Below are 21,567 nucleotides of genomic sequence, written 5' to 3'. Positions count from 1 at the left end.
CCGGTGCGGTACTTCCACGCCATCCCCTCAATCGTCAGCCGGTGATCTGTCCACGGCCGCGTTCACGGGCGCGCCGGGTCGAGCGGATCGATCGGCGCCGTCAGTCGGCGCAGGCGCGGGATCGGAATGCGGTGGTTGACGGCGACCGCGGTGCGCGATCCGTCCGGATGGGTCCAGCGCAACAGTGACGGTGCCGCGTCGGGGCCGCGTTCGAGAACCTCCGGTTCACCCACGACAGGCAGGGGGCCGATCGCTTTGAGACTCATACCGAACTGCTCGGTCCAGAAGTAGGGCTGGAAGGACAGTTCATCAGCGCGCTCATCGTGCAGCAGCGACCCCGCGGCGACTTTCGCCTGTTCGATCGCGGTGGTCCACAGTGGCAGGCGCCACTGGGCATCGGAGTCGTGCCAGGTCGCCACATCCCCGGCCGCGACGATGCCCGGCCGAACTCGGCCGCAGCCGTCGGCGATGAGCGCCCCGCCTCGCAGCAGCCCGGAGTCACTCAGCCACTCGACGTTCGGGGTGTCCCCGACGGCACTCACGACGACGTCGCCGACGATCGCGTTCTCGTCGGCGATCACGCGTACGACGTCGCCGACATCGAGCACCTCAACGCGGCTGGCGAGGACCAGACGGAGCCCGGCCCACGCGGCAGCCGCCCCGATCAGTGCCGCCAAGTGAGGGCCCAGTTGCTTCGACATCGGTCGCGCGGTGGCGACGAGGGTCACCTCGCACCCGGCCGCTACGGCACCAGAGGCGATCTCCATCCCGAGCACGCCACCGCCGACGATCGTCACGCGAGGCCGAGCGCCCAGCACCCGGCGCAGGCGCACAGCATCGTCGAGGTCCCGCAGCGAGAGTTCGTGCGCGCTGTCGGTGAATCTGCGGGCACGTGAGCCGGTCGCGATCACCAGACCGTCATAGTCGAGCGTCCTGCCGTCGCTGAGCGCGAGCGTTCGCGCCTGCGGCTCGAGCGCGGAGGCGCTCACCCCGAGCAGCGCGTCGGCGCCGTGCGTGGGCGGAGGCAGTTCCTGCGCACCGAGTTCACCGTCGAGCCTCAGCAGTGCCTTCGACAGGGCGGGGCGACTGTATGCGGAGCGCGGCTCGGCCCCGACGACGACGAGGTCACCGTCGAATCCCTCGGCGCGCAGCGTGTCGCACGCGGTCAACCCGGCGATACCGTTGCCGACGACGACGATGCGCCCGAACCTCGGGTGCCCCGGCATGTCAGACGAGACGGAGTGCGGCGACCGGGCACACGCGCACGGCGGCGCGCGCGAGATCCTGGTCGCTCTCGGCCACTTCGGGCACGTCGATGACCAGCTCGCCCTCATCGTCGAGGTGCAGCAGCGACGGTGCCGCCTCTTCACACAGGCCATGCCCCTCGCAGCGGGGGCGATCCAGTTCGATCCTCATCATCACTCCGATCCGGATGTGGTTCACACCAGAGCGCCCGTGCGGACCGGCAGGGAGCTGATGCTGCGGGTGATGTTCGCCGGAACGCGGGCCTCGTCGCCGACCCGGAACGCATCGACGTGCGTGGCGAGCGCGCGGATGATCGCGTGCCCCTCCAGGCGTGCCAGGCCCTGACCTGCGCATCCGTGCGGGCCATAGCCGAACGACAGGTGATCGGTGGGATTACGGGTCACATCGAAGGTATCGGGCGCCTCGTAGTGGCGTGCATCGCGGTTCCCGGCGCCGAACAGGATCGCGATCTGCGCACCCGCCGGTACGAGCGCTCCGTCGATGTCGACGTCCCGGGTGACCCGCCGTCCCCACGCATGCACCGGGGGCCAGAACCGCAGCACCTCTGCGAAGGCGGACGGGACGAGCGTGGGGTCGCGGCGCACCTTCTGGAACTGCTCCGGATGCCTTCCGAACAGCGCCACGATGTTCCCGATCGACGCGATCGTCGTGTCGACGCCCGCGCCGAGGTACTGGTGGATGATGTGGCCGGCGCTCCCCGTCGGAATCTCGCCACGGGATTCGGCATCGAAGATGCCGCGCCCGATGGACCCCTCGGCGAGGTCTCCGGCCGAAACGGTGCTGCACCACTGGTACAGCTCGCCCGCGATGGGGAAGTTCTCCTGGGTGCGCTGGTTCATCGGACCGATGACCTCCATCGCTGCCTGTCCCCAGCGCATCATGTTGTCGCGGACGTCGCCGGTGAATCCGATCAGGTCGGCGACGATCTCAAGCGGGAACGCGCGAGCGAGGTCAGCGATGGCATCGAAGTCGCCGCGTTCGGCGAGCGCGGCGACCAGGGCATCCGCCTTGGTGTCGATGGTCTCGCCCAGGCCCCGCAGGGCGCGAGGCGTGAGGTTCGCCGACAGCGTCGCGCGCAACGTGGTGTGCTCGGGCGGATCCGAGCGCAGCGACGTGCCCTGCAGCGCGTCGTTCACTGCCGGGTTGAAGCCGATCGATGTCGAGGAGAACGTCTCCCAATCGCCGAGAGCCTCACGGATGGCGTCGTAGCGCGTCAGAGCATAGACCTCGTTGTGCGGCAGATGGACGACGGCGCCCAACTCCCTCAGGACCGTGTAGGTCGGGTACGGGTCGACGAGCACGTCGTCGGCGAACAGGTCGATGTCCGAGCTGGCTGGTGTGACCATGATTCCTCACCGTTGAGCGGCGTCCCCGCGTATCGGGAACTGACTTTACAGAGCGTAAAGCCCATCAACGAGGATTTGCAAGATGCAAAGTGACTTTACAAAAAATAAAGTCACTGTGCATCAGTCGCCGAGCAGCTTGGTCCACGCTTCGGTCAGGACGTCGAGAGCGGGGCTGGACGCGATGTCCCAGTGATGCTCCATCCAGTGCAGGGCCAGCCGATCCAGCATGCCCACAGCGAGCTCGCCGCGGAAATAGTGCGTTGCCGGGTCGTATCGACCGGCCGCGGCCAGACCTTCGGTGATGTCGGCGATCACCTCGTCGAACCACGAATTGAACACCGCACGGATCTCGGGATCGACGGCGGCGGCTTCGGTGGCGACGAGGATGTATGGGCGGATGTCGGGCCAGCGAGCGGCCTGTTCGCGCAACCATCGACCGATCGCGCTTGCGGAACCTTCGCTGACGGCCTCGACCAGGCCGAGCGCTGTGGATCTGTGCTCGGGTGATGCGCTGCGCCCGAGCAGTTCGTTGAGTTCCTCGATCAGCGCATGCATGATGTCGCGGCGTGACGGGAAGTGGGCGTAAAAGGTGACGCGCGTCGTTCCGGCCGCCGTTGCGATCTCGTCGATCGTGGTGGCGGAGTAGCCGCGGGATTCGAACAGCGACAGCGCGGTGGTCAGCAGTCGCTTGCGGGTGAGTTCCTTCTGGGCGACACGCAGGCTGGCCATGGCTCCAGGCTAGCGCCTCGGACTTTGATTTAACCTCATGATTAGTCGCTTGACATACTGTAAAGTTAGCGGCATCCTTGAGCCACGCGGTGCGATGCAGGGGTCGAACACCACCCGGCCGCGCCATCACCCGATCGGAACGAAGGAGTTCCCGCCATGACTCAGCAACACTTCTCCGGCGAGCGTCCGCGCGTCCGTGCGACTTTCGCGACGGCATTCCTCGCCGTCGCGATCGCCCAACTCATCAACGCGCTTCCGCCCGCCTTGCTGGGCACATTCCAGGCTGAGTTCCACACCGAGGGGTCGCAGTTGGTGTGGATCACCGCGATGTTCATGATCCCGCTGGTCGTGTTCGAACTGACCTTCGGCGTGCTCGGTGACCTCTTCGGGCGCAAGCGGTTGCTGCAGGCGGGCGCACTGCTGGTGGTCGTCGGTGGCGTGACAGCGTCGCTCGCCCCGACGGTGCACTGGATGTGGGTGGCCGAGGCGATCTGCGGGTTGGGGGCCGGCATCCTGTTCCCGATCTCGCTCGCAATGATCGCTGCGATCACGCCGGGTCATCGCGCTCGCGCCAAGGCGATCGCGATGTGGGCGGGGTTCCTCTCGCTCGGTGCTGCGATCTCGCCCCTGCTGGCGGGACTGACGGCCCAGTTCGCGTCGTGGCGCTACTCCTATGCCCTGGTGGCGGTCGCATCGCTCGCAATCGTGTTCGTCAGCGTGCGCGCGGTGGACTCGTCGGCGCCCGAGGGTCGCAAGCTGGACCTGCCCGGGCAGGTCACCCTCGCCCTGGGCTTGACCGCCGTGCTGTACGCCACCGTGGAGGGCGCGGAGACCGGGTGGGCGCAGCCGAACATCGTCGGGTCGTTCATCATCGGCGCCATCCTGCTGATCGCTTTCGTCGTGATCGAATTGCGCACCCGCGCGCCGCTCATCCATCTGAGCCTGTTCCGCAACCGAGCGTTCTCGATCGCGGGCATCGTCGCGCTCGTGGGGATGTTCGCCTTCCTTGCCATCGCGTTCTCGTCGAGCATGTGGATCGGGAACCTGCAGCAGCAACCCCCGATCGCGATCGGTATTCTGTTCCTGTTCATCCAGGGTCCCGCGTTCGTGCTGATCCCGCTCATCTCGTTCCTCATCCGCCGTGTCTCGCCGCGATGGATCCTGACCGTCGGCTTCGCACTGATGGCCGCAAGCGGGTTCCTGCTCTCGACCTTCGACGTCTCGGTCGTCGACTGGACGCTGTTCATCGGTCCGCTGCTGCTGCTCGGCATCGGCTTCGCCTTCACCGTCGGGTCGATCACCGCGGTCTCGATCAACACCGTGCCGCTGTCCTACGCAGGGATGGCCAGTGCGACCACCAATCTGCTGCGCGACCTCGGGTTTGCGCTCGGCCCGGTGATCGGCGGTGCGATCGCCTTCAGCGTCGGGGGCAGTGCGTTCGGCGCCGCATTCCCCACCCTCGCTCAGAACATCGGACTGCCCGACCCGGCGATCGAGGAGTTGTCGCATGTGCCGCCCATCGCGTTCCTGTCAAACCCCGACCTGCAGGCTGCCCTTCCGGCCGACGGTGTCGGGCAGGTGCTGGGGTTGGCGGTCGGCTCGCTCGCAGACGGCTTCTCCGTCGTGTTCCTGGTGGCCGGGATCGCCGCCGCGCTCGCAGCGCTGCTGACCCTGATCGGCCTCGGCGGCGACGGCCCGCTCACCGAGGACGAAATCGCCGAGATCCCCGAGGCCGCCGCCGAGTCGGCGCGAGAGCGCACCGGTCGCGATGCGTCCGGCCTGCACCGCGATCGCGCTGAACCGTCCGCCACCTGACGGTCGCGCCGGGGGCCCAGCGCCCCGTGTGACCCGATACCCGATCAGCCACGACTCCGGAGGAATCAGCTATGACGTCTCACCTCGACGCACCGATCGCGCACACCGTTCTCGGCGCCGTCCCCGCCGACCGGCTCGGCATCGTCGCGGTCCACGAATCGCTGCTGTCGATCCTCCCCGGTGCCCAGTACGCACCGGAGATCACCATCGACCGCGCCGAGGTGTTCGACGCCGTCGCCGCCAAGCTCACCGACTTCGCCTCGTGTGGAGGCGGCACGATCGTCGACAGCACCGGCATGTACCACGGGCGTGACCTCCCGCTGTACGAAGCGCTCTCCCGCGCGACCGGTGTGCACATCGTGGCCTCGACAGGCCTGGGCCCCGAAGAACTCCTCGGCGGCTACTTTCTCACGCCGCAGACCAACCCGCCCACTCCGTGGCCGGCGGAACGCTTCGCGGAGCTGTTCGAGAAGGAAGCCGTCGAAGGTATGGTCGTGCCGCGCGTCGAGCGTCGTGCGCCCGCCGGACTGGTCACCGTCACCGGCACACGCGGGGGCCTCACGGCGACGGACGAGAGCCTCGTGCGCGCGGCGGCGCGCACGGCCCGGACCACCGGCATCCCGGCGTCACTGCGATGGGGTGCCGATGCCGTCACCGAACTCGACCTCATGCTCACCGAGGGCGTGCCCGCGGGGCGGGTTCTGGTCGGCGACCTCGACCGGCGTGCGGCCGTCGCCGCGGGCGCACCCGCGGACGTCGCCGACCGTGGTGCCTACGTCGGCCTCGACCACATCGGCCTCGATGGCTCCGCGGACCACCTCACCGACCGCGAGCGGGCGGTCCTCGTGCGAGACCTCATCGAGGCAGGATTCGGCGACCGGCTGCTGCTCTCGGTGAACGCCATCGGGGTGGCCAAAGGTGTGCCTGCGCACGACGTGCCGTACAGCGCTGTCGTCTCGACATTCGCGCCCCTGCTGGTCTCACTCGGGGTGAGCGACGCAGCCGTGCACCGCCTGCTGGTGGACAATCCCCGCGACCTGCTCGCGGTGGCGCAGAAAGGACGCTGACCATGCCACACGTCAACACCGTGCTCGGGTCGATCCCCGCCCAGGAACTCGGGTTCGTCTCGGTGCATGAACACATCGGGTACGGGATGCCGGGCAGCGAACTCGACGATCGCTGGTGGAAGACGCCGGAACAGCGGTACGAAGAGACGGTCCCGAAACTGCGTGCCTTCCACGACCACGGCGGCGGCACGATCGTCGACGCCACCGGCATCTGCAACGGGCGCGACGTCGACTACTACCGGTCGCTGTCAGCCAAGACGGGTGTGCACATCGTCGCCTGCACGGGGTTCGTCGGCGGTGACACGGCGCTCGCCCACTTCGCCCGGGCGACCACGGACTACCTCGCCGGCGTGTTCGTGCATGAGATCAGCGTCGGCATCGGCGACACGGGCGCGAAAGCCGGTGTCATCAAAGTCGGCGTCAGTCGTGGCGGACGCATGACGGACCTCGACAAGCGCATCTACCGGGCGGCGGCGCGCGCCGCCGTCACGACCGGGGCGCCGATCCTCACTCACCTCGCCATCGATGCCGAGCCTGCCGTCGACATCTTCCGCGAAGAGGGGCTGGCGCTGGACCGTGTGTTGTTCGGCCACGCCGACGACGGCGTCAACGCCGATCACACCCGCGACACCTGGATCGCCGAGCAGGGCGGGCGCGTGGGCTTCGACACCTTCGGGTACGAGACCGAGTTGCCCGATCCGCCGTTCTGGGCGCGCCCACGGCAGGAGCGCCTCGACCACTTCTTGCGGTTCGTCGAGGTTGCCGGCATCGACAAGGTGCTCGCCGCCGCCGACGCCAATTGCAGCGCGCTGGGCTGGCCGGGCGTGAAGGGGCACAGCGTCAACTATCTGTTCGAGCAACTCATACCCGATCTCAGACGGGCCGGCTGGGAGCAGTCGAAGATCGACACCCTGTTCATCGACGCACCCGCCGACTTCCTCGCGATCAAGTACTGACCACCTACCGGCATTGCGCGCAGCGACGCGCAGAACAGAGAAGAGAACGACATGGACGTGACCACCCTGAACGTCGCGGTGATCGGCGCGGGCTACGCCGGCGCCGCGGTCGCGAAGGCCCTCAGCAATCTCGGGGCGACCGTGAACGTCTACGAGCAGGCGGCCGAGATCGGAGAGGTAGGGGCAGGCATCGGCCTGCGCCCGTCGTCGATGGCGCGCTTCCGGGACTGGGGCATCCTTGACCGCATCACCGCGGTGAGCTCGCCGAGCGACTACTTCGAGATCCTCTCGGGGGAAGGCCACCCGATCATGAAGGAGGCCTGGCCCGAGATCGACACCTTCGGCCTCACCACCCACCTCATCCACCGCCGTGACTTCATCGACGCCCTCGTCGGTGCGTTGCCCGTCGGGATGGTGCATCTCGGCCACAAGCTCGAGTCGGTCACAGACGGTGGTGACCAGGTCAGCGCCACCTTCGCGAACGGCGAGAGCGTGACCGCCGATCTGGTCATCGGGGCAGACGGCATCCGGTCCACCGTCCGGGGTGTGCTGTTCTCCGATGCAGAGCCGGTGTTCGCCGGGGAACACGCGTATCGCGCCGTCATCGACATCGACGACGCGCACGGACTAGCGGTCGATGACAACCTGCGCATGTACATCGGACGCGGAACCAAGGTGTACTTCCTCCCGCTGCGTCATCGCGGTCAGGTGTCGTTCGATGTGACGGTCCTCAATCCCGACAGCACCTGGGCGCCGTCGATCACGAAACAGGACCTGCTGGCGACCGTCGCCGGGTTCGACGAACGCATCGTCGAGGCCACGCGTGACCTCGACATGGATACCGTGAACGCGAGGGCCGTCTATGACATCGACCCGCTGGCTTCGTGGCACACCGACCGCGTCGTTCTGGTCGGCGACGCTGCGCACGCGATGTGTCACCATCAAGGGCAGGGCGCGAACTCCGCGATCCTCGACGCCGGAGTGCTGGCGGACGTGCTCGCGGCAGCACCGTCGGTTGCCGCGGGACTTTCTCAGTACCAGGCGCTGCGCAAGCCCGTCACCGATGACCTGCAGCGCATCTCGCGGCAGGGGTGGACCGAGGACGAGATCAGCGACGTGTTCCCCGGACAGAAGCCAGGCGGCCGTACCGTTGCCGGCGCCCAGGTGTGACCGATGGCGCTGCATCCCCAGATCGCCCATGCGCTCGCACAGGCTCCGGCGCCGGGCCCGCTCGATCCCGCCGTCATGCGCGCTGCGGACGACGCGGCGGTCGTACCGCTGGCTGAACGGCAGCCCCTCTCGTCCGTGGAGGACCGGGTCGCGCACAGCAGCGAAGGTGACGTGCCGATCCGGGTGTACCGGGCCGGCGCCGAGGCGCCGGGCGGCGTGATCGTCTACTTCCACGGCGGTGCGTTCTTCCTCGGCAGCCTCGAGACGCACGACCACGTCGCGCGTGCGCTCGCCGTCGAGACCGGGTTGACGGTCGTCGCGGTCGGCTACCGTCTCGCGCCCGAGAACGCGTTCCCAGCGGGGCTTGACGACTGTGCCGCAACGGTGCGCTGGATCGCCGCCCATCCCGGGAAGGTCGGGTGGGACGGGACCACCCTCGCGGTCGCCGGGGACAGTTCGGGCGGGAATTTCGCTGCCGCGGTCGCCGCCACGGCGCATGACGATGGCTTCGACGCCATCACACACCAGGTGCTCTATTACCCCTCGCTCGATCTGCGCTTCGATGACCGCCGGTACGAATCGCTGCGCGAGAACGCCGTCGGGTATGGCCTGGAGACCGCTGCTCTGGAGCCTTTCAACACCTTCTACCTCGGCAGTGGCGCCGACCCGGCCGACCCGCGCGTCTCGCCGATCCTGCGGACCGACCTGGGGGGTCTGCCGGACGCGCTCATTCTCACCGGTGAGCATGATCCGCTGCGCGACGAGGGTGAACTCTACGGGCGGCGGCTGCGCGAGGCTGGGGTTCCCGCGACCGTCACGCGATACGCGGGAGCCGGTCACGGTTTCGTGCAGCACTTCGGATGGCTGCCCGAGTATCACCGAGCGTTCGTCGAGACCGGTGACTTCTTGCGGGGTGGGCGATGACCGTGCCGGTGCATGCCATCGAGTCGCCGTGGGGCCGGTTCACGCTGCGCAGCTTCTTCATCGATGCCGCCGAACCGGCGATCGTCGACACCGGGGTCTCCGGGTCGCCGCACGACGGCATCCGCCCCGCCCTCGAGGCGCTGGGACGCCGTGTCGAGGACGTGCGCTGGATCCTGTTGACCCACGGTCACATCGACCACGTCGGCGGTGCCCACGCGCTGTGGGAGCTGACCGGGCGCAGAGCGGAGGTCGTGATCGGGGCAGCGGATGCCGGATTCCTGCGTTCTCGCCGCGCGCACGTGCACGAGTTCCTCGACTTGCGGGGTCTCGACATCACCGATCCAGCCGCGGTCTCGCGGAAGGCGGCCGATGCGGCGGAGTCGATCTCGGGCGAAATGGAACCCACGCTCACCGTGACCGGCGGGGAGGTCCTCGACCTCGGGGATGCGAAACTCCGTGTGCACGCGGTGCCCGGCCACACCCCCGGAGCCGTCGCCTACGAGGTCGAGGGCTCCGGTGACGTGTTCGTCGGCGACGCCGTGCAGTGCGCGGGGGCCGCGAGCGGGTTCCCCGGGTATCCCGACCCCGACAGGTACCGCGCGAGCCTTGTTCTGCTGCGTGACCGAGTGCGGCCGCGCCGCTTGCACCTGGGGCACGCGTACCGGCGTGCCGACGGTGGGTTCTTTCCAGCCGACCTCGACGAGAGCAGCTCTCGCGAGGCGCTCCGAGTGAGCTTGGATCGTGAAGCCGAGATCCGGGCCGCGGTGCGCCGATCTCTCGCCGACGGCCTCCACCCCACCGATTCGCCCTATTCCCCGTTCGAGTCCGTCGCGTCCGCGCTCGGCTACACGGGCGACCCCACCCTCGAGCCGTCGCCGTTCTTCACAACGATGCGCGGCTATCTCACCCGCTTTGCACAGTTGCATGAGGTGGACCGATGCCACCCGACGGAAGGAATCCCGACATGACGTCTCCCGAATCACTGCGTGCCGGTGGTGAGGACATCGTGGTCCGCAAGGACCTGTCTGTGCCGATGCGCGACGGTGTGGTGCTGGCGATCGACGCGTACCACGGGCCCGGCGATGAGCCGCGTCCGGCCCTGGTGGCGCTGAGCCCGTATGGCAAAGAGTTGCAGGCGCTGGCCTTGACGATGCCGCCGCAGCGACGTCCGTCGCCGATGTGGGATGGGTGCATCGAGGCCGGTGACATCGCTCGGGTGGTAGCCGAGGGGTACGTGCATGTCATCGGCGACGTGCGTGGCTCGGGTGCAAGCGGGGGAGAGCACATCGGCAATTACAACGCGGGGGGCGTCTCGCTCGGACAGGACGCCTACGACGTGATCGAGTGGGTCGCTGCGCAGCCGTGGTGCGACGGGAACGTCGGAATGGTCGGCATCTCCTACTTCGGGTCGATGCAGCTTCTGGCGGCGGCGGAGCGCCCGCCCCATCTCAAAGCGGTGTTCATCTCCGGTGGCCACTACGACTTCTATGAGACGACGTACCACGGCGGGATCATGTGGTTCATGCCGCGCGCGGCGCGGGAGGGCAGGGGCGGCGACTCCGGGTGGGCGTTCACCGATCGCATGCGCAGCCGGATGCTCGAGGAGTACTCGCCGGCTGAGGTCGCCGAGCGAGTCGCGGCGCGCTTGGCCGATCCGGATGTCGCGGCATGGCCGAATCTCGTGCACACGTTGCACTACCCGGCGCACCACGAGGCATGGTTCGACATCATCACGAACGAGGTCGATGGGCCCTGGTACGAGGAACGCAATCCGATCAGCCTGGCAGCGGACGTGGAGGTCCCGGTGTGGTTGCAGATCGATCAGGGGAGGGGCTGGACTCTCGACGGCACGATCGAGTTGTTCGACGCCCTGCCGGGTCCGAAGAAGCTCGATATCGGACCGTACCCGCCGATGCAGTCGCGCCCTTGGATCGAGGAGCACGACAAGATGTTCCGCTGGTACGACTACTGGATCAAGGGCGTCGACAACGGGGTGATGGACGAACCTGCTGTCACGGTGCACGTCGAGGGGGCGCGCGAGTACGTCACGGGTGCACAATGGCCTCCTCGCGAGATCGAGTACCGATCGATGTTCCTGCGTCCCAGGGGGGTGTTGTCGCCGGACCCGGAGCGGATGGAATCGGATGCCGTCGGTGTCGATGGGTTCTTCCAGGCGCCACTGACCGTGACCGATGCGGTCGAAGTGCTCTCCTGGGCGACGGCGCCGTTCACCGAGCCGGTCGAGTTGATGGGCACCGGGGCCGCGCACCTGTTCGCCGAGATCGACCAGGACGACACGAACTTCATCATGAGGTTGTGGGACGAGGCTCCCGGGGGCAAGCGGCAACTCATCACGAGCGCCTATCTGAAGGCGTCCCACCGAACGCTGGACGCATCCCGAACCACGGAAGGGAACCCGTACCACCCGCACACGCGGGACAGTGTCCTTCCGGTCGTGCCAGGGGAGGTCATCGAGTACGTGCTGCGGATCTACCCCTTTGCTGCGGCGTTCTTGCCCGGGCACCGCCTGGTCGTGGAACTGTCGTGCAACGAGCCTCTCGTCGACGAACACAATTCGCTGCTCCCGCCCGACGCGTTCCACCTTCCGGTCGGTCGCGCCGTCACGCACAAGGTCTACCGCGACGCACAGCACCGGTCCCGTCTCGTCCTGCCGCATTGCGTGACGGGCGGCGATGCGGCGCACAGGTGATGGTGTTCCTACGGGTCGTTGAGGACGTGCTGACAACGACAACGCCGGCTGATCGCGTTTCTCCGGGAACACTGCGGTTCCGGCGGGATCGCGATCGTCCCGACACACGATCCGCGCGTGTGCACCCACGCCGATCACGTCGTGGAACTGTCACCCCGCACTTCAGCCGCCCCGGGTCGGCTGCCTCAGTCGACGTTTCGGCCCGTTCTGGACACACGAACGTACCCACTCGGTGACGCACCGAATCGCTCGACCGAGATGCGAGCGGCACAGTATCGCCGGCCGATGCCGACCGGGGGCTGCGCCTCGTGCTGGCGTGCGGCGACGGTGCCTAGGATGGACACGTGTCGAGGCGGGGGATGCTGTGGGTCGCATTCGTCCTCGTGCACGTCCTCGTCGCCTGGCTCGGGTTCGTGTGGCCCAATGACCCCATGGGCGACGTGCACCGTGTGTACGAACCCTGGTCGGTGCGGGCGCTCCTGGGCACCGAGGTCGTCGGGATCGATGCGCCGTGGGTGTACCCGCAGTGGGCGCTGGTGCCGATGGTGCTGGCGCACGCCTTCACGGTGTTCGGCGTCGGGTACACGGCCGCGTGGGCGCTGCTGGTGACCGCTCTGGATGCTGTCGCGTTCGCGCTGCTGGTCGGCCGGGGGCGGTCGGTGGGGCGGGCGACGGCGGCACTGTTCTGGCTGGCGGCGGCGGTCCTCCTCGGCCCGGTCGGCATGTACCGGCTGGAGGCGATCACGGTCCCGATCGCGATCGTCGGCTGCCTGTGGCTGGCCTCGCGCCCGTGGGCCGCCTCGATGCTGCTGGCGGTTGCAACGTGGATCAAGGTATGGCCGGCGGCGCTGCTGGCTGCGGCGGTCGTCGCGCTGCGCCGACGGCTGAGTATCGTCGGCGGCGCCGTGGTCGTCAGCTCCCTCACCCTCGCGGCGATCATCCTCGCCGGCGGCTGGTCATATGCCTTCGGCTTCATCGGCGACCAGACTGGCCGCGGCATGCAGGTGGAGGCGCCCGCGAGCACCCCCTACCTGTGGGGCGCACTGCTGGGCGTCGAGGGCTTCCAGGTGTATTACTCGCAGGACATGTTGACGTTCGAGGTGACCGGCACCGAGATCGACACGGTGATCGCCCTCATGACCCCGGCGATGGCGGTGGCCGCCCTCGCCGTCGCCGTGCTCGGAGCCGTGCAGATACGACGTGGGGCCCGCTTCGTCGCGGTGTTCCCGACGCTCGCGCTGGCACTCGTGACCGTCCTGATCGTCTTCAACAAGGTGGGCTCGCCGCAGTTCCAGTCCTGGCTCATCGCGCCGCTCGTGATCGGGTTGATGCTGCGCCGGGCGCGCTGGGTGGCCCCGGCGGTGCTCGGCCTCATCCTGGCCGGGCTCACGCAGCTGGTCTACCCGCTCGGCTATCACGGCATCATGGTTCCCGAGTCGCTCGCTGTGTCGGTGCTGACACTGCGCAACGTGCTCTTGGTCGCGCTGCTGGTGTGGACGATCGTGCGGCTGGTGCGGTTGCCGGTGGCCGCACCGATCCGCGCGCCCCAGCCGGGGTGACCGTGACTGACAATGGGTGTGCCACTAGGGAGGTTCTCATGCTTGTTGCATTCTCTGTCGCCCCATCCGGGACCGCTCGGGACGACGGCTCCGTCCACGACGCTGTCGCGGCAGCCGTCAAGGTCGTCCGCGAGTCCGGTCTCCCGAACCGGACCACCAGCATGTTCACCGAGATCGAGGGGCCGGACTGGGACACCGTGATGGATGTCGTCAAGCGCGCGACCGAAGCCGTGTCGCCGTTCGGTTCCCGCGTGTCGCTCGTGCTGAAGGCCGACATCCGCCCCGGTTACGTCGGCGAACTCGACGGCAAGATTGACCGGCTGGACCGGGCCATCCGTGACGAGGCCCTGCCCTGAGGTTCATTCGCGCCGAACTGCGCGTGTGGTGACGCCTGATCGGTCATTCGGCGCGAACGAACTCGCCCTCGGTCAGTGCACCAGCGACCGCAACCGGCGCAGCGCCACGGACAGCGGCGCGAGTCCGGCTTCAACGGGCGCGTCGGCCGCGCTGAGCGCCTCATCGAGCACCCGGCCGGCCGCCGGCCCGGCATCCGCGATCCACGCCTCGATGCGCTCCCGGGGGTCCCCGGTATCGGTGTGTTCCATCGTGGAGACCGTCAGCGCGATCATGACGGCGTAGAGGTCGTCGCGCATCGAGGCACGCGCCATCGACCCCCACCGGTCGTTCTGCGGCAGGTCTGTCACCCGCGTGAGCAGGTCGTCGAAGCGCACCCGCGACGACAACGCGAAGTACACGTCGGCGATGTCGGCCAGCTCCCACCCGTGCACCCGCGCCTGCTCGGCGATATCGAGCAGCGCGTACGACGCCAGCAGCCCGGCGCCACGCCGGGCGAGGTCGTCCGGCAGCCCCGCCGCGGTGTAGCCGCGCACCTGCTCGTCGAACCGGTCGCGCTCCTCGCCGCGTACCCGCGCGCCGAGGTCTGCGGCCAGGCGGGCCACCGGAGCGGCGAACGCGTCGATCTCACTGCCGATGTCGACGCCTCCGGGCCGATGCTGCGCGAACCAGCGCGTGGCGCGGTCGAGCAGCCGCCGGAAGGTCAGATACAGGTCGGTCTGCACCGCCGTCGGCACGACCGTGTCGGTCGCTTCGACAGCGGCCACGAAACCGCGCAGATCGTAGACCTCACGCACGACGACGAACGCGCGCGCGATCTGCTCCACGGGAGCGCCGGTCTCGTCCTCGGCGCGGTACGCGAAGGTGATGCCGCCGCGGTTGACCATCGAGTTGACGACCGCGTTGACGACGATCTCCGAGCGCAGCGGGTGGCCGTCGAGATCGCCCGCGTATGCCGCGCGGATCGGCGTCGGGAAGTAGTCCGCGAGCGTGCGAGCGAACCACGGGTCGTCGGCGAGGGTCGTCGCGGCGAGATCGGTCTTCAGCGCCAGTTTCGCGTACGCGACCAGCACGGCGAACTCCGGCGTCGTCAGCCCCCGTCCGTCGGCGACGCGGCCCTGCACCTCCACGGCGCCCGGCAGGAACTCCAGCTCGCGATCGAGCTCGCCGCGCGCCTCCAGCCACTGGATGAGCCGCTCGTGCGACGGCAGCATCGCCGCGGCATTGGCCCGGGAGTTGCCCAACAGCACGTTCTGCTCGTAGTTGTCCCGCAGGACCTGCGCGGCGACCTCGTCGGTCATCGAGTGCAGCAGCTCATTGCGCGCGGGCCGGTTCAGCCGTCCCGCCCGTTCCACGGCACCCAGCAGGATCTTGATGTTCACCTCGCGGTCGCTGGTGCCCACACCGGCGGAGTTGTCGATGGCATCGGTGTTGATCTGCACACCTGCCAGCGCCGCCTCGATGCGGCCGCGCTGGCTCACGCCCAGGTTTCCGCCCTCACCCACCACCCGCACCCGCAGCGCGTTCCCGTCCACCCGGATCGCGTCGTTGCCACGGTCGCCGATCTCGGCCTGGGTCTCGCCGCTGGCCTTCACGTACGTTCCGATCCCGCCGTTCCACAGCAGGTCGACCGGTGCCAGCAGCACGGCACGCTTGAGCTGTGCCGGGGTCAGCGAGGTGATGGCAGGCGCCAGCCCCAGCGCGGCGCGCATCTGCTCGCTGATCGGGATCGACTTGGCACTGAGGGCGAACACGCCGCCGCCGGGCGACAGCAGCGACCGATCGTAGTCGCCCCACGAGGAGCCCGGCAGCTCGAAGAGCCGACGTCGTTCGGCGAACGTGCGCGCGGCTTCCGGTTGGGGGTCGACGAAGACGTGCCGATGATCGAAGGCGGCCACCAGGCGGATGTGCTCGGACAGCAGCATCCCGTTGCCGAACACGTCACCGGACATGTCGCCGATGCCGACGACCGTGAACTCTTGCGCCTGCGTGTCGATGCCGAGCTCGCGGAAATGCCGTTTCACCGACTCCCACGCGCCGCGCGCGGTGATGCCCATCGCCTTGTGGTCGTAGCCCGCCGACCCGCCCGAGGCGAACGCGTCGTCGAGCCAGAACCCGGCATCCTCCGAGATGCCGTTGGCGATGTCGGAGAACGACGCGGTTCCCTTGTCGGCGGCGACCACCAGATAGGAGTCGTCGCCGTCGTGGCGCACGACCCGCGGTGGTCCCGTGATCTGCGACCCGTCGCGGTTGTCGGTGACCTCCAGCAGGGCGCGGATGAACGTGCGGTAGGCCGCCTTGCCCGCCTCCAGCCACGCGGCGCGGTCGGTGGCGGGGGGAAGCTGCTTCGCGAAGAAACCGCCCTTCGATCCGGTCGGCACGATGACGGCGTTCTTTACCATCTGCGCCTTCACGAGCCCCAGCACCTCGGTGCGGAAGTCCTCTCGCCGGTCGCTCCAGCGCAGACCGCCGCGCGCGACCGGACCGAACCGCAGGTGCACGCCCTCGACCTCCGGGGAGTACACCCAGATCTCCGCCATCGGGTGCGGCTCGGGCAGATCGGGGACTTTCGCGCAGTCGATCTTGAGTGACACCCACGGTTTCGGGTCGCCTTTGTCGGTGACCTGAAAGAAGTTGGTGCGCCACGTCGCCTCGATGACGCCGAGCACCGATCGCAGGATGCGGTCGTGGTCCAGGCTCGCGACGCCGTCCAGGTCGCGCCGCAGCGCCGCGGCCAACTCGGTGCACGCGGCGTCGCGGTCCCCGGGCAGGTCGGGATCGAACCGCACCTGGAACAGCCGCACCAGGTCGGCCGCGATGCCGGGGTTGTCCACCAGCGCCTGCTCGATGTACTCGACCGAGAACGCGGACCCCACCTGCCGCAGGTACATCGCGATGGCTCGCAGGATCACGATCCGGCGCCAGTCCAGCCCGCCGCGCAGCACCAGAGCGCCTAGCCGGTCGCTCTCGGAGGCGCCGGTCCACACGGCCGAGAAGGCGTCCTCGAACGGCGTGCCCCAGTCGCCGTCGGTCCACAGCCCGGCCTCGACCTGTGCCCCGTCGACGACCACGAGACCGAAATCCGAGATGTACCGGGTGGCGCCGTCGGGAAGCGTGAGTGTGTTCGGCCGCTCGTACACGACGTCGACCCCCAGATCGGTGAGGATCGGGAGTACCTGGGTGAGCGGGTACTGCTGCAGCGACGCGACCGTGAGGATGCGCAGCTGCGGGTCGCCTGTCTCGGGCGGGTAGAGGTGGACGGCGAAGTCCTCTCCCGCGTGCAGGCGTTCCAGCAACGCGATGTCGCCGATCGCCTCGGCGGGGGGCACGTACTCCTTGTACGACTCGGGGAACGCCCCGGCGTAGCGGCCGAGCAGTTCCGCCGCGCGCTGCTCGTCCTCGTGCTGGTGCACGGCGTCGACGAGGGACTGATCCCGGCTGCGGATCGCGGTCTCGAGCCGGGACTGCAGGTCGGTTTCATCCACGTCGGGGATCGATACGCCGCGCGGCATACGCAGCACGAAATGAAGCTGGGCCAGCGGTGAGTCGCCCACGCGGGTGGCATGGTCGACACGCTCGGCGCCGAAAGCGTCGCGCAGCAGCGACTCGATCCTCAGTCGCACCGAGGTCGTGAACCGGTCGCGCGGCAGATACACCATCGCCGAGACGAACCGGCCGAACTCGTCCTTGCGGAAGAAGATGCGCGCGCGGCGCCGCTCATACAGCCGAGGCGCTTCCCGGGCGACCTCGAGGAGGTGCTCGGGGGTGTCCTGGAACAGCTCGTCCCGGGGGTACTGTTCCAGAACCTGCACCAGGTCCTTGCCCGAATGCGAGTCCGGGGCGAGGCCCGACGCCGCCAGCACCGCCCGCACCTTGGCGCCCACGATCGGCAGTGCCATGACGGATGCGGCGTACGCGGCCGAGGTGAACATCCCCAGGAACCGTCGCTCTCCGGTCACCGCGCCCGCCTCGTCGAAGGTGCGGATGCCGATGTAGTCCAGGTACACGTCCCGATGCACGGTCGCGCGCGAGTTCGCTTTCGTGATCGTCAGCAGCCGCGGCTCCCGGGCGGTGCGCTGGGCCTCCGGGCGCAGCCGCGCGACCTTGGCGACCGTGCCGCGCAGGATGCCGAGACCGGTCAGCGGCAAGGCCCGCAGCGCGTCGGCACCGTCGGCGTCGGTGACCAGTTCCTGTTCCCGATACCCGAGGAACGTGAAGTTGTCCTCGGCGAGCCACGACAAGAACTCGACGGCGCGGGCGATCTCGTCGGGGGCGACCGTCGGCGGCGGCGCGGTCCGCAGGTCGGTGACGGTGTCGAGGCAGGCGCGACGCATCGCGCGCCAATCGGCGACCGCCGTGTGCACGTCGGAGAGCACCGCGCGCAGGCGTTCTTCGAGATCGGTGCGGCCCTCCTCGGTGGGCACCCGATCGATCTCCAGATGGATCCACGACTCGAGACGACCGCCGTGGGCGTCGATGTCGATCAGGTCGCCGCGTTCGTCACGCCGCACCGACACCACCGGGTGCACCAGCAGGTGCACGGTGAGCCCGTGCCGTGCGATCTCGGCGGTGACCGAGTCGACGAGGAAGGGGGAGTCGTCGGTGGTGATGCTCACGATCGTCCGCCGCGAGGTCCAGCCGTCCTCCCGCAGCGTCGGGGTGAACACCGACACCAGTGTCTCGCCGGGGGAGCGGCGGGCGGCGAGGGCGCTCAGCGACGTCGCGGCGCCGACGACGTCACGCGGTTCGCGGTCGGCGAGGTCCTCGGCATCCAGTTGCGCGATGAGCCGGGTGATGCCCGGTCGCAGACGCGGGTCGAGGTCCGCGATCATCTCCTGCACCGATGCCTGCGCCACGTCATTGGTCATGAACCTCGTCGTCCCTGCTTCGCCGGGATGTGCGGAAGGCACGACGTGCCCGGCAATCATCCTCAGCCTAGCCAGCCGCGCGGGTGAGTGGTCGTCGGTATCGTGCCGGAGATGTTCTCGGTGCGGCATCCCTCACCGCCCGCGACGGACCCCCTCATCTAGGGTGGGTCATCGTGGCCCCGATCGACGACCCGACCCGTGATCCGGGGACGGGTCTGCCGATCGCGGCGACCGTCGTGCTGCTGCGCGACGCGAGCGCTGGCCTGGAAGTGCTGATGCTGGAGCGCCCCCGCACCGGGTCGTTCGCCAGCGCCTGGGTGTTCCCAGGCGGCAAGGTGGAAGACGCCGATCGCCGCGACGATGCCGACGCGACGCACCGTGCCGCGGCGGTCCGCGAGACGGCGGAGGAGACCGGGCTGCGGGTGGCCGAGCGTGACCTGGTGCCGCTGTCGCGCTGGACGCCCCCGGTGGAGGCACCGATCCGCATCCGCACCTGGTTCTTCGTCGCCCCAGCGCCCGCGGGCCCGGTGTCGGCGAACCCGCACGAGGCAGTCGCGGTGCGGTGGCTGCGTCCGGCCGACGCGCTGCACGAACACGCCCAGGGCGGGTTCGCGCTGTATCCGCCGACGTGGGTCACCCTGTATGGTCTGGCCGCCGCCGATCGCGCCGGTGCCGCGATGGCGGGGGTGCGCGCGGCGGGAGCGGACATGTTCGACACGGTGGTGAGCCCCGCCGGGGTGATGGTGTGGCCCGGTGACGAGGACCACCCGGCCGGCGGCGCACCCGGCGGACGGCACCGGCTGCGGGACGACCGCTTGCCGTGGGAGTACGTGCGCGATCCGTGAGGCACGGTGACGCGTGACTGCCACGCGGTCGGGCTGTGCGCCGGGCGCCGCTGCGCGGGTACTGTCGCCGAGCGGGACGACCCCGTATCGTGCCAGACGGAGGTGATCGGGATGCGGGCAGATGTGGGAGACCGGGTCGTGATCCACGGCCGGACGGTGGGAGCGGCGACCCGGGAGGGCGAGGTGGTCGAGATTCGCGGCACGGACGAGAATCCGCTGCTGGTCGTGCGCTACGACGATGGGCACGAAGCCGTACTGGCCCCCGGCGGCGACTGCGAGATCCGACACGCCGTCTGAACGGGTCAGCCCTGCAGCAACCGCCGCAGGTGCAGGCCCACGTCGGCGGTCTCGATGAGGAACCCGTCGTGGCCGAAGTCGCTGGTGAGGACGACGGCGCCGTCGCCGATCGTGGTGCGGATGCCGGCGGCGATGCGGTGCTGCCCTTCGACCGGGAACAGCCGGTCGGTGTCGATGCCGAGCACGAGGGTGCGGGCCGTCACGCGGGCCAGCGCCGCATCCACGCCGCCGCGGTCGCGTCCGATGTCGTGGGAGTTCATGGCCTCCACGAGCGTGAGATAGCTGTTCGCGTCGAAACGGCGCGTGAACTTGTTCCCGTGGAAGTCGAGATAGCTCTCCACCGCGAAGCGGCCGCCGTGACCGAGCGGGCTCTTCCCTGACTGCCACGAGCGCTGGAAGCGCTGGTTCAGTTCGGTGGGACTGCGGTAGTTCAGCAACGCCATCCGGCGAGCCAGAGCCAGCCCCCGATGCGGGCCGTCCCCATCGATCGCGTCGTAGTACTCGCCGCCAGCGAACCGCGGATCGACCCGGACGGCGTCCAGTTGCACCGAGTTCAGCGCGACCTGATCGGCCGTGGTCAGCGGCGGTGAGGACAGCACCGCGAGCCGCTCCACGCGGTCCGGGTACCCGACCCCCCACTCCAGCGCGTGCATCCCGCCCATCGACCCACCGATCGCGGCGGCCCACGCCTCGATGCCCAGCGCGTCCGCCAGGCTCACCTGCGCGGCGACCTGATCGCGGATCGTGAGGTACGGGAACCGCGAGGCCCACTCGTATCCGTCGGCGGCGATGCTCGCCGGTCCCGTCGAGCCCTGGCATCCGCCCAGCATGTTCGGCGCGACGACGAACCACCGGTCGGTGTCGATCGCCTTGCCGGGTCCGACCAGGTCGTCCCACCAGCCCGCGGTGGGGTGACCGGGCCCCGCGGGGCCGGCGACGTGGCTGTCACCGGTCAGTGCGTGCAGCACCAGCACGGCGTTGTCGCGAGCCGGGTTCAGCAGACCCCAGGTCTCGTACGCGAGCCGGATGCCGGGCAGTTCCCGCCCGCCCTCCGTGGTCAGCGTGCCGAACGCGGCGAACCGCCGTGCCCCGGCGGGATCACCGTCGCGCCACGCGCCGGTCGCCGGCGGACGGCCGAGAAGTTGCCGGGCGTCGGTCTCCGTGATCGGCGCCGACGGCACCGTGTCTTCGGAGATCTGCCAGTCCATGCGTCTATTGTCGCGGCGGCTCCACGCCGCCGCCGTCCGTGTTACGACGGCGGCGGCGTGGCGGCGGCGAGGTTACGCGGTGGCGGCCTCGGAGACGCGCCGCGCGGCGGCGAACGCCTGCTCGAGGTCGGCCTTGAGGTCGTCGATGTTCTCGAGACCCACCGACAGACGCACGAGGCCCGGTGTCACCCCGGCGGTCAGCTGCTGCTCCGGCGTCAGCTGCGAGTGCGTCGTGGAGGCGGGGTGGATGACGAGCGAACGCACGTCGCCGATGTTGGCGAGGTGGCTGAACAGCTCCAGCGAGTTGACCAGCGTCCGGCCCGCGTCGACGCCGCCCTTCAACTCGAACGACAGCACCGCGCCGACGCCCTTGGGTGCGTAGCGGTTGGCAGCGGCGTACCAGGGCGACGTGGGCAGGCCCGAGTAGTTCACCGACGCGACGTCGTCGCGGTT

18 protein-coding genes are annotated in these 21,567 nt (G+C 69.1%); 11 read left to right on the top strand and 7 right to left on the bottom strand.

The window, feature by feature from the left end:
- Nucleotides 1-62: 62 nt before the first annotated feature.
- From ACK5KK_RS15060 to ACK5KK_RS15045, 4 genes are all read right to left on the bottom strand, one after another.
- Entirely contained in the window at nt 63-1,226 is a 1,164-nt protein-coding gene (locus ACK5KK_RS15060; RefSeq protein WP_416890901.1) for an NAD(P)/FAD-dependent oxidoreductase, read from the bottom strand.
- 1 nt (nt 1,227) lies between these two features.
- Nucleotides 1,228-1,419, bottom strand: a complete 192-nt coding sequence (locus tag ACK5KK_RS15055; protein WP_416890900.1) for a ferredoxin — start codon at nt 1,417-1,419, stop codon at nt 1,228-1,230.
- Between the two features lie 20 nt (nt 1,420-1,439).
- Nucleotides 1,440-2,612: a cytochrome P450 gene (locus tag ACK5KK_RS15050; RefSeq protein WP_416890899.1), complete on the bottom strand. Its 1,173-nt coding sequence runs from the start codon at nt 2,610-2,612 to the stop codon at nt 1,440-1,442.
- A gap of 120 nt (nt 2,613-2,732) precedes the next feature.
- Complete coding sequence (locus ACK5KK_RS15045) at nt 2,733-3,341, bottom strand: TetR/AcrR family transcriptional regulator (RefSeq protein ID WP_416890898.1); 609 nt, start codon at nt 3,339-3,341, stop codon at nt 2,733-2,735.
- 156 nt (nt 3,342-3,497) lie between these two features.
- Here ACK5KK_RS15045 and ACK5KK_RS15040 point away from each other — a divergent pair, with 156 nt between their 5' ends.
- The 9 genes from ACK5KK_RS15040 (at nt 3,498) to ACK5KK_RS15000 (ending at nt 13,898) form a co-directional block, all read left to right on the top strand.
- On the top strand, nt 3,498-5,156 hold the full coding sequence (locus ACK5KK_RS15040) for an MFS transporter (protein ID WP_416890897.1): 1,659 nt from the start codon (nt 3,498-3,500) through the stop codon (nt 5,154-5,156).
- A gap of 71 nt (nt 5,157-5,227) precedes the next feature.
- Nucleotides 5,228-6,223 (top strand): phosphotriesterase, encoded by a 996-nt coding sequence (locus tag ACK5KK_RS15035; RefSeq protein ID WP_416890896.1) that lies wholly within the window; start codon nt 5,228-5,230, stop codon nt 6,221-6,223.
- 2 nt (nt 6,224-6,225) lie between these two features.
- Nucleotides 6,226-7,179 (top strand): phosphotriesterase, encoded by a 954-nt coding sequence (locus ACK5KK_RS15030; RefSeq protein ID WP_416890895.1) that lies wholly within the window; start codon nt 6,226-6,228, stop codon nt 7,177-7,179.
- Nucleotides 7,180-7,230: 51 nt separating this feature from the next.
- Nucleotides 7,231-8,349: an FAD-dependent monooxygenase gene (locus ACK5KK_RS15025; RefSeq protein ID WP_416890894.1), complete on the top strand. Its 1,119-nt coding sequence runs from the start codon at nt 7,231-7,233 to the stop codon at nt 8,347-8,349.
- Nucleotides 8,350-8,352: 3 nt separating this feature from the next.
- On the top strand, nt 8,353-9,273 hold the full coding sequence (locus tag ACK5KK_RS15020) for an alpha/beta hydrolase (RefSeq protein WP_416890893.1): 921 nt from the start codon (nt 8,353-8,355) through the stop codon (nt 9,271-9,273).
- A complete protein-coding gene (locus ACK5KK_RS15015; RefSeq protein WP_416890892.1) occupies nt 9,270-10,241 on the top strand; it encodes an MBL fold metallo-hydrolase in 972 nt (323 codons plus the stop codon). Before ACK5KK_RS15020 ends, ACK5KK_RS15015 begins: the two co-directional genes overlap by 4 nt.
- Entirely contained in the window at nt 10,238-11,983 is a 1,746-nt protein-coding gene (locus ACK5KK_RS15010) for a CocE/NonD family hydrolase (protein WP_416890891.1), read from the top strand. The genes ACK5KK_RS15015 and ACK5KK_RS15010 overlap by 4 nt, the downstream gene beginning before the upstream one ends.
- Nucleotides 11,984-12,327: 344 nt before the next feature.
- Nucleotides 12,328-13,542, top strand: coding sequence for a hypothetical protein (locus ACK5KK_RS15005; protein ID WP_416890890.1), 1,215 nt, complete (start codon nt 12,328-12,330; stop codon nt 13,540-13,542).
- Nucleotides 13,543-13,580: 38 nt separating this feature from the next.
- Complete coding sequence (locus tag ACK5KK_RS15000) at nt 13,581-13,898, top strand: thiamine-binding protein (RefSeq protein ID WP_416890889.1); 318 nt, start codon at nt 13,581-13,583, stop codon at nt 13,896-13,898.
- Between the two features lie 72 nt (nt 13,899-13,970).
- On the opposite strand, the gene ACK5KK_RS14995 is transcribed toward ACK5KK_RS15000, so the two are convergent.
- On the bottom strand, nt 13,971-18,764 hold the full coding sequence (locus tag ACK5KK_RS14995; RefSeq protein WP_416890888.1) for an NAD-glutamate dehydrogenase: 4,794 nt from the start codon (nt 18,762-18,764) through the stop codon (nt 13,971-13,973).
- Nucleotides 18,765-18,937: 173 nt separating this feature from the next.
- On the opposite strand from ACK5KK_RS14995, the gene ACK5KK_RS14990 reads away from it, so the two are divergent.
- Both ACK5KK_RS14990 and ACK5KK_RS14985 read left to right on the top strand, forming a co-directional pair.
- A complete protein-coding gene (locus tag ACK5KK_RS14990; RefSeq protein WP_416890887.1) occupies nt 18,938-19,609 on the top strand; it encodes an NUDIX hydrolase in 672 nt (223 codons plus the stop codon).
- Between the two features lie 111 nt (nt 19,610-19,720).
- Nucleotides 19,721-19,906 carry a DUF1918 domain-containing protein gene (locus tag ACK5KK_RS14985; RefSeq protein WP_416890886.1) on the top strand — a complete coding sequence of 62 codons (186 nt, stop codon included), beginning with the start codon at nt 19,721-19,723 and terminating at the stop codon, nt 19,904-19,906.
- A 5-nt stretch (nt 19,907-19,911) separates the two neighbouring features.
- Here the strand turns inward: ACK5KK_RS14985 and metX are convergent, their stop codons facing one another.
- A complete protein-coding gene (gene metX, locus ACK5KK_RS14980; RefSeq protein ID WP_416890885.1) occupies nt 19,912-21,114 on the bottom strand; it encodes a homoserine O-acetyltransferase MetX in 1,203 nt (400 codons plus the stop codon).
- Nucleotides 21,115-21,186: 72 nt separating this feature from the next.
- Nucleotides 21,187-21,567 (bottom strand): PLP-dependent transferase (locus ACK5KK_RS14975; protein ID WP_416890884.1); only part of this gene is annotated, 381 nt, incomplete at its 5' end.

Origin of the sequence: Microbacterium sp., from assembly GCF_047972865.1 — a bacterium.
Classification (GTDB): domain Bacteria; phylum Actinomycetota; class Actinomycetes; order Actinomycetales; family Microbacteriaceae; genus Microbacterium.
The sequence above is the reverse complement of the archived record's forward strand: the minus strand, read 5'-3'. Positions and strand labels throughout refer to the sequence as shown.